11 protein-coding genes are annotated in these 13,411 nt (G+C 42.5%); 1 reads left to right on the top strand and 10 read right to left on the bottom strand.

The window, feature by feature from the left end; all coding sequences use genetic code 11:
- The first annotated feature begins 506 nt into the window (after positions 1 to 506).
- Positions 507 to 710 (top strand): hypothetical protein, encoded by a 204-nt coding sequence (locus BMZ22_RS13955; RefSeq protein ID WP_090086692.1) that lies wholly within the window; start codon positions 507 to 509, stop codon positions 708 to 710.
- Between the two features lie 498 nt (positions 711 to 1,208).
- On the opposite strand, the gene BMZ22_RS13950 is transcribed toward BMZ22_RS13955, so the two are convergent.
- The 10 genes from BMZ22_RS13950 to ligA all read right to left on the bottom strand — a co-directional run bounded on the left by BMZ22_RS13950 (position 1,209) and on the right by ligA (position 13,411).
- On the bottom strand, positions 1,209 to 2,120 hold the full coding sequence (locus BMZ22_RS13950) for a diacylglycerol kinase (RefSeq protein WP_090086690.1): 912 nt from the start codon (positions 2,118 to 2,120) through the stop codon (positions 1,209 to 1,211).
- A gap of 201 nt (positions 2,121 to 2,321) precedes the next feature.
- Positions 2,322 to 2,597, bottom strand: a complete 276-nt coding sequence (locus BMZ22_RS13945; RefSeq protein WP_245745441.1) for a YrhK family protein — start codon at positions 2,595 to 2,597, stop codon at positions 2,322 to 2,324.
- A gap of 288 nt (positions 2,598 to 2,885) precedes the next feature.
- Positions 2,886 to 4,316: an Asp-tRNA(Asn)/Glu-tRNA(Gln) amidotransferase subunit GatB gene (gene gatB, locus BMZ22_RS13940; RefSeq protein WP_090086686.1), complete on the bottom strand. Its 1,431-nt coding sequence runs from the start codon at positions 4,314 to 4,316 to the stop codon at positions 2,886 to 2,888.
- Positions 4,316 to 5,782 (bottom strand): Asp-tRNA(Asn)/Glu-tRNA(Gln) amidotransferase subunit GatA, encoded by a 1,467-nt coding sequence (gatA, locus tag BMZ22_RS13935; RefSeq protein WP_090086684.1) that lies wholly within the window; start codon positions 5,780 to 5,782, stop codon positions 4,316 to 4,318. The genes gatB and gatA overlap by 1 nt, the downstream gene beginning before the upstream one ends.
- Positions 5,783 to 5,794: 12 nt before the next feature.
- Positions 5,795 to 6,085, bottom strand: coding sequence for an Asp-tRNA(Asn)/Glu-tRNA(Gln) amidotransferase subunit GatC (gatC, locus tag BMZ22_RS13930; protein ID WP_090086682.1), 291 nt, complete (start codon positions 6,083 to 6,085; stop codon positions 5,795 to 5,797).
- 579 nt (positions 6,086 to 6,664) lie between these two features.
- Entirely contained in the window at positions 6,665 to 8,188 is a 1,524-nt protein-coding gene (putP, locus tag BMZ22_RS13925; RefSeq protein ID WP_090086680.1) for a sodium/proline symporter PutP, read from the bottom strand.
- A 287-nt stretch (positions 8,189 to 8,475) separates the two neighbouring features.
- Entirely contained in the window at positions 8,476 to 8,616 is a 141-nt protein-coding gene (locus tag BMZ22_RS16995; RefSeq protein WP_177183453.1) for a hypothetical protein, read from the bottom strand.
- 13 nt (positions 8,617 to 8,629) lie between these two features.
- Positions 8,630 to 9,898: a helix-turn-helix domain-containing protein gene (locus tag BMZ22_RS13920; protein ID WP_090086678.1), complete on the bottom strand. Its 1,269-nt coding sequence runs from the start codon at positions 9,896 to 9,898 to the stop codon at positions 8,630 to 8,632.
- A 245-nt stretch (positions 9,899 to 10,143) separates the two neighbouring features.
- Entirely contained in the window at positions 10,144 to 11,355 is a 1,212-nt protein-coding gene (locus BMZ22_RS13915) for a CamS family sex pheromone protein (protein WP_090086676.1), read from the bottom strand.
- A 52-nt stretch (positions 11,356 to 11,407) separates the two neighbouring features.
- Positions 11,408 to 13,411, bottom strand: coding sequence for an NAD-dependent DNA ligase LigA (gene ligA, locus BMZ22_RS13910; RefSeq protein WP_090086675.1), 2,004 nt, complete (start codon positions 13,409 to 13,411; stop codon positions 11,408 to 11,410).

Raw genomic sequence — 13,411 nt, 5'->3', positions numbered from 1 at the left:
TGTATTGCGCGTTTAGACCCGTACCTTCAGAAGTTTGTCAGCGTAACCCTTTATTATAGGTTGTATTGCATTCTCACCATATTCATTCAACTCAAGCGTCATGATTTACACCACCCCTGCGGGTAGGCTTTCGTCAGCTAAACTGCACTGTTACGGTAAATTCTTACGCCTTTTCACCGAGCTTTTAACACTATCATTCTTACTAAATTCAGTGCTAATCGACTAAGAGAGAACCCTTCCAAACGTTACCTCTTCATTTGATTCTTCGATATAATCCTTCAATTCCATAGGGAATTGCCTAGACTTTACCAGAGAGATGTTAGCCATCCTCCATTTAAACTAAGAACGTTTCGCACCAGAATGGCGCCCGTTTGTTTAAGTATATTTGTTCACAAACTTAAAGGTTTTAAGACCTGCCTCTTTTCTTTCTCTCAGTTATTTTTTAGAGTATAAGTTTAAATGCCTTTACAAATAATACCCCTATAACAAATTAGGGGGTTAATAAAATGGCAGAAGCACCCACAAGTAATAATGCTATGAGCACAAGTAATAATGGAATGAGTACATCTAATAAGATAAACCTTTCAGGTCTTGGTATTGGAGCAATTGTACTAACCACTGTTTATACGGCGGTTTTGGCTTCGCAGTTAATGGCTACCAAGCATAAAGTCAATTACCTTTATTACAAAGAATTAGCACAAAATAAATAGCGAATTATAGACGGTGCTTTTTTCACCGTCTTTTATTTAAATAAACAGAATCTGAACTAACCTGCCCGTTACTTTAAGTACATTTCTTCACAATCACCATTTATCCTAACATAAAAAATCCATTTGCTTTACGAGCGTTGCTAAACAAACTGGCCCGATTGCGGAAAGAAACTTTGAAGTCCATAATGTTCAAATTGAGACTATCCGCTACACCTTTATATTTATATTAACATAATTATCCAGAATACCTTGTAAAATCAACCTTTTTATCATTTCATTTTTGCAATTATATACACTGAATTACGTATAATTTGCAGGTATAAATGTAAGCATGCAATAGCTATTGTACCCTCAAAAATTAGCCTTCAAATTTCTAGGTGAATTTTAATAAAAATCCATTCATACCAATAAAAAATGACTACCAAATCAGTCTACAATTTGATAGTCATTTTTGCTTACATTTTTAATGTTTGCGATAGGTAACGGAACTCGTTACCATTAATGTCCATTATCTTTCTCAACAAATTTATCCGGTACACAAAACGCAATGTGCTGCTGCAGGTTCTCAAATTCTCCGGGAAGAAAGCCGCCGAATTCACCATCAATATTCAGCTGCATCTGCTCATCCGTTTCAACACTGATATGTTTAGCCTGTGTATAGATAATCCGTTTATCCTCCAAGTGAGCGCCGCGTACGGCCAATGTTGCAATCCGGACAAATTCGGCTAAATTCATTTTCTTTAAAATCATCAGGTCAAAATAGCCGTCATCAAGCCTTGCGTCCGGTGCCAACTTTTCAAAACCGCCGACTGAGTTGGTGTTAGTAACAAGGAAAAGCATGATATCTTCATCGATCATCTTACCGTCATATTTAATCGTTGTTCGAATCGGTTTTAACGACGGGAGCATTTCGATGCCTTTAACATAATAAGCCAAGTGACCAAGCATCGTTTTCAGCTTGCTTGGTACATCGTATGTAAGTTCCGTCAGCTTGCCGCCCCCGGCGATGTTCATAAAATAATGCCCGTTCACACGGCCAATATCAAGCAGCATGGATTGCCCGTCCAGAATGACATCGACCGCTCTGTCAATATCCTTCGGGATGCATAGTGCCCTTGCAAAATCATTGGTCGTCCCGGTCGGAATAATTCCAAGCTTCGGACGATGTTCCTGTTCAGCCAACCCGTTAATAATTTCATTAATGGTCCCGTCACCGCCTGCAGCCACCACCAGGTCAAACCGCCGTTCAACTGCTGTTTCAGCAGCTTTTGTTGCATCACCTTCACATGTCGTGGCGTGAGCAGAGGTTTCAAAACCGGCAACTTCGAACCGCTCCAGCACACCGGCCAGCTTATTCTTAAAGGCTTCCCGCCCTGAAGTCGGATTATAAATAATGCGGGCTTTCTTCATGTTATTCGCTCCTCAACACACAAATCAGTTTTTTACAACTAACGTCTATCATAGCGCTTTTCATCTTATTTGAAAAGTCATTCGTATAATGGCATAAACCATAAAAAAAGAAAATCTTATACTTTTTAGAGGCTAATGCACAGAAACAGTTGCAGCGAGGGGGAAGAACCGAGGGAGAAACCGGATGGCGATGCGCCTGTTTCAGCGCGGTGTCTCTTTGTAATCATCTTTTAGACCTGTGTTATGAATTATTTTTAATATTGGTCTTGATGCCAGAAATATACTGCCAAGCAGGTATGCTATACTTCCGAAAGATGCAGTAGCTGTAAAAAAGTTTAAAATACTGCCTGTTATAAAGAAAAATCCAATTAATAAATCATTGGATAAAGAGATTAACCTGTATTTTCGCCTGAAATAGAGGCGAAACCTTCCAGCTTTTAAATCATGATACTTCTTTCCATGAAAAATGCGTGGCATAGCTATTCTCCTTTACTGACATTTTTAATGAAAGCAGGCGTCAATACAACTTGAGCTTTCATATAATGTTTACACGTTAACGTATCCGAATAAACGTGGTGTTTGTCAGTGGGTAGCTACGAGCCCTTAAAGAACTTTGACCAGAAATATTGAAACAAACAAAAAGACGAACTAATGAATAGTGACAGCAGAACACTCTGTTACGGAAATATACACTGCTGTCACTTATTATCGTTCGTCTTTTGTCTTAAAAATTAAGTTTTGCTTAAGCCTCTAAAAAACCTTTCATCACCGCTTGTCAATTTCCTGCTGCAGAATCTTGTTAACCATCGGCGGGTTGGCCTGACCTTTTGTTGCTTTCATAACCTGCCCCACAAGGTACTTGATAGCACGATCCTTGCCGTTTTTATAGTCAATGATGGACTGTTCATTTTCATCAAGCACTTTCGTAATAATCTCTGTCAGCTGGCCTTCATCAGAAATTTGCACAAGTCCTTTATCTTTAACGATTTTTTCAGGGTCGCCCCCGTTTTCAACCAGTTCAGCAAAAACTTTCTTGGCAATCTTGGAAGAAATCGTGCCGTCTTCGATGAGCTTAATCATGGTGGCCAGCGCTTCAGGTGTCAGCGCCAGTTCGTCCAGCTCTTTGTAGTGCTTGTTCATATAAGCTGATACATCACCCATCAGCCAGTTTGAAGCCTGTTTAATATCAGCGCCATTTTCGACCGCTTCTTCAAAGAAGTCGGCCATTTCTTTGGAGCTTGTCAAAACAGCTGCATCATATGGCGGCAAGTCCAGCTCATCAATATAGCGCTGTTTGCGGGCATCGGGCAATTCAGGAATTTCCTGACGGATGCGTTCTTTCCACTCATCATCGATATACAGCGGTACCAGGTCAGGTTCAGGGAAGTAACGGTAATCATCCGAACCTTCTTTCACGCGCATCAGGATTGTTTCTTTTGTTTTTTCATCGTAACGGCGTGTTTCCTGTAAAATTTCGCCGCCTGACAGCAATTCTTTCTCCTGCCGTTTTTCTTCAAATTCCAGCCCTTTTTGTACGAAGGAGAACGAGTTAAGGTTTTTAAGTTCCGTTTTTACACCGAATTCTTCTTGACCAATCGGGCGGATTGACAGGTTGGCGTCGCACCTTAATGACCCTTCTTCCATTTTACAATCGGAAACTCCCGTATACTGGATAATATTTTTCAGTTTTTCCAAGTAAGCGTACGCTTCTTCAGGTGACTGCATGTCCGGCTCGGAGACGATTTCAATCAACGGCGTGCCTTGACGATTGTAGTCAACCAGGGAATAGCCGTCATCCTGGTGGGTCAGTTTCCCGGCATCCTCTTCCAAGTGAAGGCGTGTGATGCCAATCCGTTTTTTCTCACCGTTCACTTCGATTTCGATCCAGCCGTTCTCTCCGATCGGCTGATCGAACTGCGAAATCTGATATGCTTTAGGATTATCCGGGTAAAAATAGTTTTTCCGGTCGAATTTAGTGTCAGTTGCAATATCACAGTTAAGTGCTAAAGCAGCTTTCATGGCAAAGTTCACCGCTTCTTCATTCAGAACCGGCAGTACGCCCGGATAACCCAGATCGATTGGATTAACATTTGTATTTGGTTCATCGCCAAATGCGTTGGAACTCGGACTGAAAATTTTCGAATCAGTTTTCAATTCCACGTGTACTTCAAGGCCGATAATCGTTTCAAAATTCATTAGTTGGCACCTCCCAATTGAGGGCGTTGTTTGTGGTGGTCTGTTGCTTGCTCATATGCATGCGCCGTACGATAGACCATACGTTCATCAAATGCTTTTCCGATAATTTGCATGCCGATTGGCAAACCGGCTTCGGAAAAACCACACGGAACAGAGATCCCCGGCACTCCGGCAAGGTTAACCGGAATCGTTAAAATATCGTTGGCATACATCGTCAACGGATCATCGACATTTTCTCCGATTTTAAATGCGGGTGTTGGTGCAGTCGGGCCGATAATGACGTCATAATCGTTCAGAATCGCTTCAAAGTCATTCTTAATCAGGGTCCGTACTTTTTGAGCCTTTTTATAATACGCATCATAATAACCGGTACTCAATGCGAATGTACCAAGCATGATGCGGCGTTTAACTTCATCCCCGAACCCTTCGCTGCGGGAGTACGTGTACATATCCATCATGTTTTCGGCATTATCCGAACGAACGCCGTAACGGACGCCGTCAAACCGGGCCAGATTAGCGGAAGCTTCCGAGGATGCCAGCAAATAATAAGCCGATACGGCATATTTGGAATGCGGCAGGGAAACTTCTTCCCATTCGGCCCCGAGTTCTTTATACGTGTTCAGGGCACTCAAAACCGCTTCTTTCACGTCAGGCTCAACACCTTCAGCAAGATACTCTTTCGGCACGGCAATTTTCAAGCCTTTCACGTCACCCGTCAGTGCATCGGTATATGACGGCACCTCCACATCAGCACTTGTTGAATCCATTTTGTCATGACCGGCAATCACTTCCAGAACACGGGCATTATCTTCCACATTTCTTGTGACCGGTCCGATTTGGTCAAGTGATGACGCAAACGCGACAAGCCCAAAACGCGAGACCCGTCCATACGTCGGCTTCATGCCGACAACACCGCAAAACGATGCCGGCTGACGAATCGATCCGCCTGTATCAGAGCCGAGCGAAAAAAGGACTTCCCCAGCTGCAACAGCGGCTGCAGATCCACCGCTCGAACCGCCCGGCACATAATCAGTATTCCACGGGTTTCGGGTCGGCTGATAACTGGAATTTTCCGTTGAAGAGCCCATGGCAAATTCATCCATATTCAGTTTGCCGACAGATATCATTTTTTCCGCATTCAGTTTTTCGACAGCTGTTGCGTTATAGAGCGGATCATCGAAGTTTTTCAAGAATTGGCTTCCGCATGTTGTCCGCAGTCCTTTTGTGACGATATTATCTTTAATGCCTGCCGGGACTGCAAACAATCGTGCATCCTCATCGGGAGATGCGTCCAGCTGTTTCGCTTGATTACGCGCCTGCTCTTCATCAAGTGTTAAAAACGCCTGGACCTGACCATCGACCTCCCGGATACGATCGAATGAAGCATTTACAAGATCTTCGGCTGAAATTTCTTTTCTATGTAACATCTCTTCCAATTGTTTAATACTATGCTCAAATAAAGACATGTCTTTCCCTCCCTACTCCAGAATTGACGGCACACGGAAATAGCCATCCTGCTTGTCCGGCGCGTTCTTCATTGCTTCGTCTTTTGTAATCCATTCTTGTGGCTCGTCTTCACGCAAGACATTCTTCAAGTCGAGAACGTGTGTGGTCGGCTCCACCTCTTCTGTATCCAATTCATTCAATTGCTCGGCATACTCGGTAATAGAACTCAGGTGCTTCGTAAACATATCAGCTTCCTCTTCCGTAATGGCAAGACGGGCTAAGCCGGCAACATGTTTGACCTGTTCTTTTGAAATATCCGCCATGGCTGGGCACCTCCGTAGAAATGATTTATCTTCCTTTTGATTATAATTATCGTTAGTTAAAGACACTATTGATAATAGCAGAATTTGCCGTCTTTAAGCAAATAAAGCAACGTACCTTAAGCTCCCGTTTTAGGGCATTGAAGAAGGTTTGGTAAAAACCAGGGCGCTTTTCATGAATTTTGTTGCTTATTAACTTTGGCAGTAGTTTCAGCGAGTACTTTGCTCGGATACTTGGACTACAGAACGCTCCACGGAAAAACAAAAACGTGGGCGTGTGGCCGGTACATCGACGCGTGAAATGGAATGTGGGTGCGTGAACTGAAATATGAGCCCGAAATTCGAAATATGGGCGCGTGAATTGGGATATGAGCCCGAAATTCGAAATATGGGCGCGTGAATTGGAATATGAGCCCGAAATTCAAAATATGGGCGCGTGAACTGGGATATGAGCCTGAAATTCAAAATATGAGCTCGAAAGTCGGTACACGCGCTCGAGCGTCGAAATATACTCCAAAAGCAACCAAAGTAAAAAGCCACTTAACCCACAAGTATGGGAAAGTGACTTTGAGACACCAACGATTAGTATGTGTTTAATTTTTTCAATGCTTGATCGTATTCTTCCACAAGTTCCGGTTCAGGCTTCTGAGCCAGGCTGACAGCAATTGCAGTAATCAAATTGAGCACGAAGCCAGGCACAATTTCATACAACTCAAAAATGCCGCCTGAAAGGAAGTCACCCCAAATAATAACGGTTACTGCTCCCGCTAAAATACCTGCAAACGCACCATTTCGTGTGAACCGTCTCCAGAATAATGCCAGGAGAATTGTCGGCCCAAAAGCAGCTCCGAACCCTGCCCACGCGTAACTTACCAAATCGAGCACACTGCTTTCAGGATTCATAGCAATCAGGACAGCAATCAACGCAATAACAAGGGTGGCAGCCCGGCCAACCCATACCAATTCTTTTTCGCCTGCTTCTTTTTTAAATATTGCCTTATAGAAGTCTTCTGCGATGGCCGAAGATGAAACAAGCAGCTGCGAGTCAATTGTACTCATAATAGTAGCAAGAATCGCTGCCAGAAGTATACCTGCAATTACCGGATGGAACAATAGCTGGGAAAATGCAATAAAAATCTTTTCCGGATCTTCCAGCATTTGTATGCCGTTTTCTGTAACGACTGAGATACCAAACTGACTCAAGACATTCACATCTTGTGTACTGATAAACGCCAGTCCGACAAAGCCGGTGAAAATAGCACCATATAGGCCAAGAACCATCCATGTTGTACCGATAAAGCGCGCCATAGGCACATCTTTCGGTGATCTGAGCGCCATAAAACGCACAATAATATGCGGCTGGCCGAAGTAACCCAGCCCCCAGGCCACCGATGAAATAATTGCCATTAACCCAACGCCTTCTATCATGTTCAGGTGTGTTGAATCAACCTCACCGACCGCTTGAACAGCAGCATCCCAGCCACCCATTTCGTTCAATGCGACAATCGGTACAACAATTAATGCAGCAAACATAAGCAAGCCTTGTACAAAGTCCGTCCAGGCCACCGCCAGAAAACCACCCAATAAAGTATATGAAACGATAAAGACGGTTCCGATCCATAAGGCGGTTTGGTATTCAAGCCCGAACGATGCTTCGAACAATTTTGCTCCCGCTACCATTCCGGATGATGTATAAAACGTAAAAAACAATAAAATAACAAGTGCTGAAATAACCCGAAGAATATGTGAATTATCTTTAAACCGATTTTCCAAAAAGTCCGGAATCGTAATTGAATTATTAGAGACTTCTGTGTAAACACGCAGGCGCTTCGCAACAAACTGCCAGTTTAAATACGCTCCAAGTGACAGACCGATTGCCATCCATGCTTCCGCAAGACCGGCAGCATAAACCGCACCAGGCAGCCCCAGTATTAGCCAACCGCTCATATCAGAAGCTCCGGCGCTCAATGCAGCAACTGCGGGGCCTAACTTCCGACCGCCAAGAACATAGTCCGAAAGATTATTCGTCATGCGATACATAATAATACCGATGACAAGCATGCCGGTAAGATAGACGATAAATGTTATAAGCGTCGTCAAATCCATTTACTTACCCCTCCCTTCAATAAATAACGTAATAATGGATGAAAGTATTATCAAAGGCATCGGAATAAACATCCACAGCCATGTTGCCCCCGAAATAGCGTACTCCATTGGAATCACCCCTTTTTTGAATATTTGTGCTTATTATATCATACGTTTCATGAGGAAATATTATTATTATATAACCTGTGAAACAAAAAAACCTGAAACAGTTTTTCCATACTGTCTCAGGCGATATCATCATAAAGTAATAGGGTATAAAAATATTGATACATAAACTCAAAGTCTGATTAGAACAAAGTTACATCCTTACCGATTGAAAGAACTGTCGGCTCAACTTCCATTGCAATATCAACCGGGTTATCCTGTGCAACAAAGAAACCTGCAACAAGCATAGTCCCTAATGCAGCAGCTGCTAGTAGCTTTTTCATTTTATCCCCTCCTTTACAGACTAACAAGTTCTTCATAAGTATTGTTAGCCAATTTGTAATATTTAACAGATTCTTTATATCTGTTAATCCCTTCGAAATGTTTTGCCAACATGTTGGCATAAATCACAAGGTTGGCATAATCTTTATGTTTCTGTAAGTAAGGTATGAATTTATCGATAACCAAAGATTCAAATTTATTTGTTTCTTGGTTAATCGCATAACTATAAGTGTATGTTATATAGTGAAACAATTGGTATGTCTCTTTTTCTTTCGTTTGCTCGAGTAATTTCATACTTTTATTGATAGTTTCTCTTGTTTTATCAATATCTCGAACATTATAATATTCTTTTATCAACGATGTAGCAGCTATTATACGCTCATATAACTGTACCTCAGGATCCTTAACGATCTCCTCATAATTAGATATCGCTTTTCTGTTTTCACCTATTGTAGAATAAAGATAGCCTAAATTTTGGTTAGTTAAATGAATAATTTGTTTGTTTTGGTTTAACTCCCCTAAATGTTTACCTAAATTATAATTTTTTATTGCCTTATCATGCATTCTGATCCTACGGTAGGAAATTCCCAAGACAATATGACATTGAGCACATCGGGTGAAGTTATATGTTACACGAAAAGTCGCTATCGCTTTTTCGGCATATTCAATTGCTTCGAGTGTATTCCGGAGTTTACTATGTGTTACAGCGATAACATACTGCAAGTCAGCTGCTTCATCCTCTGAAATATTTAACAAGTTTAACTTTTCTTCAGATAATTTATACATGCGCAGTGCTTGATAATTTTCAGAATTGAGCGTGCAATAGTTCCCTTTAAACTTATACCAATAGAACTGATGTAAGCTGTCAAACGTACCGGTCATTTCGGCCAGTTTATTAATCTGGCTCAAAGCATTGTCCAATTCGCCAATAACAAGAAAATAGCGGATTTTATGAATTTCAAACATGGCCAGGCTGTCAGCAGAATGGTTGTCATACATAATACGGTTCAATTCTTGATACTTTTGAATGATGTCTTCCTTATCATGTTCGGAAGACAGCATATTGAACCATTCCTGGCACTTTTCTCTGACTACCTCATCGGTTTCATTCTCCAGTTGAATTCCCAATCGTGTGCATAATAGGCTTATAACACCAGGACTTGCCTCGGTTTTCTCATTTTCAATTTTAGATAGATAGGCGCTCGACACAATTCCCTCAGCCAATTCGGCCTGGGTCATTTCCTGTTTAATCCGATGCAATTTGATATAAGGCCCAATTTCCATCTTTTTACCTACCTTAGCAGCTAATTATTAGAATGATTTTCCTTTTCCGCTATAGTTATATCATAACATAAATTCGCATAATTCATATTGGGAAAGTTGAGGGGTAAAACAGCTGATAAAATCGGTTTCATCATGGTGACTTTCCTAAAATGAGGAAAGTCGGTTAAAAAACCCTTTTTCTGAGTCTCTCAAACTCGAAAAAGGGGCTTTTTCTGTTTTGGGTCTATTGACGTAAGCCGTTTTTATCAATTGAATACCTGAACGTTTGCTTCACTGCTGCCTGCTTCTCGTGTAATGATGCTTTCCAGTTTTTTACTTGAAGTGATTTTCACTTCAAGGTCATAGTAATCCTGAAACATTTCATCAATTAACCCATACGTATACTGTGTAAAGCCGAGGACTTCACCTTCACTGTAAAATTCAATTGGGATTTCCAATTTCAGCTGCTGCAATTCTTCATCAATGTAAAAGCCTTTGCCAACGACACCTACATAATTTGGGAAATACTCCTGAATGCGTGAACTAAAGTTCTGAACCAGTTGCTGGGTATCGTAGTATCTTTCTTCGCCTTCATCTGATGGAAATAGAATATTCTCTTCGTTAACGCTTTCCCATTCGTCTATTGATGCCTGCCCGCTTTCAACACCGGTTTGAGCGACAAAATTTCCCGGAACAGGTGAACCTTGCTGTTCTTCCCGGTAGAGCGCAATCATGATTGGAACATTACTCAACTCTTCAATATTGCGTACACGTTCCAGAACCGTCTGCGCGATTGCTTTCCCTTGCTCCATCATTTCCGATTCGGGTATTTCTCTATGATGTGTGTTGCCATTAACTTCAAACGTAAAGACTGATTTTAAGGCAATCCCAATTGAAGCTCCCACCACTTCTACAGAATCATCTTCTTTTCGTTCGAGAAAATTATGTTCAAGAATGTGGCTGAGGTATTTTGGATTATTTTCGTAATCCTCCTTGGACGCGGTTTCTTCAGTTATATCAGTTTCTTCATCTAAAGGCGGATTGATGGCACGATTTGCATTTTGGATATCGGATTCGCTGTAATCATCACTGGCTTCCATTTCATCAATCATTGCTTGTGTCGGCTTTGTGTCCAGCCATCTGTACAGCATTTCAGACGTTAAATGTTGTCCTTCCTCAAATAAAAGTTCCCCGGGATCATAGTATTGTTTGGAAAGGCGTCTCAATCCGGTTTCCATTTCATCAATGTCTACACGATTACCCATTTGATTCGTAATGACGCCCCTTGATGGGCTGGTGCGGTATGGCAGAATGGTCCGGTAGGTCTCCTCTGACATTGTTTGACTTGATACGATCGAGTTTTGCTGCTGTTGATTCTCGTCTTCATTTTGCACAACTTCGTCCTCGTTACCGATTGACGGCGTACAACTCGCAAGAATCAGTACAGTGCTGGCCAGGAGGACGATTATTTTCTTCAATGTATTCCACTCCTTAATAAGGACGTCCTTAAAGTCTTAAATCTTCTTCTATTTATTCTTCTACAGCCTCTTTCAGCTGTTGCTCATTCCATATCGCTACCCCAAGTTCTTCGGCTTTAGCCAGTTTGGAACCGGCATCTGCGCCGGCGATAAGGATATCGGTGTTTTTGCTTACACTGCCAGTGACTGATCCGCCCCGCTCTTCTACGAGCGTTTTTGCCTCAGAACGTGTAAAATTATCCATTTTCCCTGTCAGCACCACTGTTTTTCCGGAAAAAACGGTATCTTCGTCAACCGTCTGCTGTCCGGCACCGGTAAATGTCATATTTAGACCGAGGTCTCTTAATTCATTTAGAAGTTTTTTTACTTCCTCGCCTTCAAAGTAGCTGACAATCGAATCGGCCATTTTATCACCGACTTCATCAATGGCTATCACTTCTTCAAACGTTGCCTTCTGCAAATTATCCATCGTTTCAAAATGGGCGGCAAGCGTTCTGGCAGCTTTGGACCCGACAAAACGTATTCCGAGCCCGAACAGTAACCGCTCAAGTGAATTGTCTTTTGAAACAGCAATTGCGTTCAGCAGATTGTCGGTTGACTTTTCCCCCATACGCTCCAATTGGATTAAGTCTTCGCGCTTCAACCGGTAGATGTCGGCAATTGTATGAACAAGGTTTTCCCGGAACAGCTGAATGATGACTTTCTCACCAAGACCGTCTATATTCATAGCTTCACGAGAGACAAAGTGAATTAAACCTTCTTTTAATTGCGCAGGACAGTTTGGATTCATACAGCGCAGAGCAACTTCTTCATCGAGACGTACAAGTTCACTGCCGCACTCAGGACACTCCTGCGGCATCGCGAATTCTTGTTCATTGCCGGTACGCTTTTCTATAACCGGACGAATAACTTCCGGAATGATGTCACCGGCTTTTTTAATCACAACCGTGTCACCAATCCGGATATCTTTTTCCTTTACCAAATCCTCATTATGCAATGACGCCCGCTGCACAGTTGTTCCGGCAACTCTCACCGGATCCAATATGGCTGTTGGCGTCACCACACCTGTGCGTCCTACATTCAATTCGATCTCACGGAGCGTTGTCAGTACCTCTTCTGCCGGAAACTTGTACGCAATTGCCCAGCGCGGATTTTTAGCTGTGAAGCCCAATTCTTCCTGCTGCTCAAGGTTATCAACTTTCACGACGATACCATCAATTTCATAATCCAAATCAGGCCGCTTTTGCTCCCAATAGTTAATATAATCCAGAACCTCGTCGATTGTGGCGCATTTCTGCCATTCAGGATTTGTTTTAAATCCGATTTTTTTCATATATTCGAGCCGTTCGCTGTGCGATGCCAGCGTTCCGGATTGCCACTCCCCAACACCATAAAGAAAAATGTCCAAATTACGTTTTGCCGCAATTTTGGGGTCGAGCTGCCTGAGTGACCCTGCAGCTGCATTTCGCGGATTGGCAAACGGCTCAGCACCGTCTTGCTCCCGTTCTTTATTCAGATTAAGAAAGGATTTATGCGGCATATATGCTTCACCGCGCACCTCAATGGTACTTTCATCCGGAATCGATAGAGGGATGCTGCGGACCGTTTTCAAATTGCTCGTTATATCTTCACCTGTCGTCCCGTCCCCACGGGTTGCGCCCCGGACAAATTTGCCATTTTCGTACGTGAGCGACACCGCAAGACCGTCAATTTTCAATTCACATACGAACGTAATCGCTTCATCTGTTCCCTGACTGGCACGCCGGGCGAAATCACGCAAATCCTGTTCATTGAACGCATTTCCAAGACTCATCATCGGCACATTGTGCTGTACTTTCTGAAAAGCGTCAAGCGGCTCTCCGCCAATGCGCTGTGATGGTGAATCCGGTGTAATCAGGTCCGGAAATTCTTCTTCCAATTTTAACAGTGCCTGCATTTTCCGGTCATACTCGGCATCCGGCACACTTGGATTATCGAGCACATAATATTCATGACCGTATTGATTCAACAATTCTCTCAGTTCAGCAATTTCCTGCTGTGCTTGTTGTTTGTCCAT

This window comes from Lentibacillus persicus, assembly GCF_900112705.1.
GTDB lineage: Bacteria > Bacillota > Bacilli > Bacillales > Amphibacillaceae > Lentibacillus > Lentibacillus persicus.
Note: the sequence above shows the minus strand (reverse complement) of the source record. Positions and strands in the feature narration are given on the sequence as shown.

What these genes read in the sequence shown, in the direction of transcription:
- putP (WP_090086680.1), bottom strand. Translation starts at nt 8,188, where the DNA reads ATGGATTTGACGACGCTTATAACATTTATCGTCTATCTTACCGGCATG.
- ligA (WP_090086675.1), bottom strand. Translation starts at nt 13,411, where the DNA reads ATGGACAAACAACAAGCACAGCAGGAAATTGCTGAACTGAGAGAATTG.
- gatB (WP_090086686.1), bottom strand. Translation starts at nt 4,316, where the DNA reads ATGAATTTTGAAACGATTATCGGCCTTGAAGTACACGTGGAATTGAAA.
- BMZ22_RS16995 (WP_177183453.1), bottom strand. Translation starts at nt 8,616, where the DNA reads ATGAAAAAGCTACTAGCAGCTGCTGCATTAGGGACTATGCTTGTTGCA.
- BMZ22_RS13945 (WP_245745441.1), bottom strand. Translation starts at nt 2,597, where the DNA reads ATGCCACGCATTTTTCATGGAAAGAAGTATCATGATTTAAAAGCTGGA.
- BMZ22_RS13920 (WP_090086678.1), bottom strand. Translation starts at nt 9,898, where the DNA reads ATGGAAATTGGGCCTTATATCAAATTGCATCGGATTAAACAGGAAATG.
- BMZ22_RS13950 (WP_090086690.1), bottom strand. Translation starts at nt 2,120, where the DNA reads ATGAAGAAAGCCCGCATTATTTATAATCCGACTTCAGGGCGGGAAGCC.
- gatA (WP_090086684.1), bottom strand. Translation starts at nt 5,782, where the DNA reads ATGTCTTTATTTGAGCATAGTATTAAACAATTGGAAGAGATGTTACAT.
- gatC (WP_090086682.1), bottom strand. Translation starts at nt 6,085, where the DNA reads ATGGCGGATATTTCAAAAGAACAGGTCAAACATGTTGCCGGCTTAGCC.
- BMZ22_RS13955 (WP_090086692.1), top strand. Translation starts at nt 507, where the DNA reads ATGGCAGAAGCACCCACAAGTAATAATGCTATGAGCACAAGTAATAAT.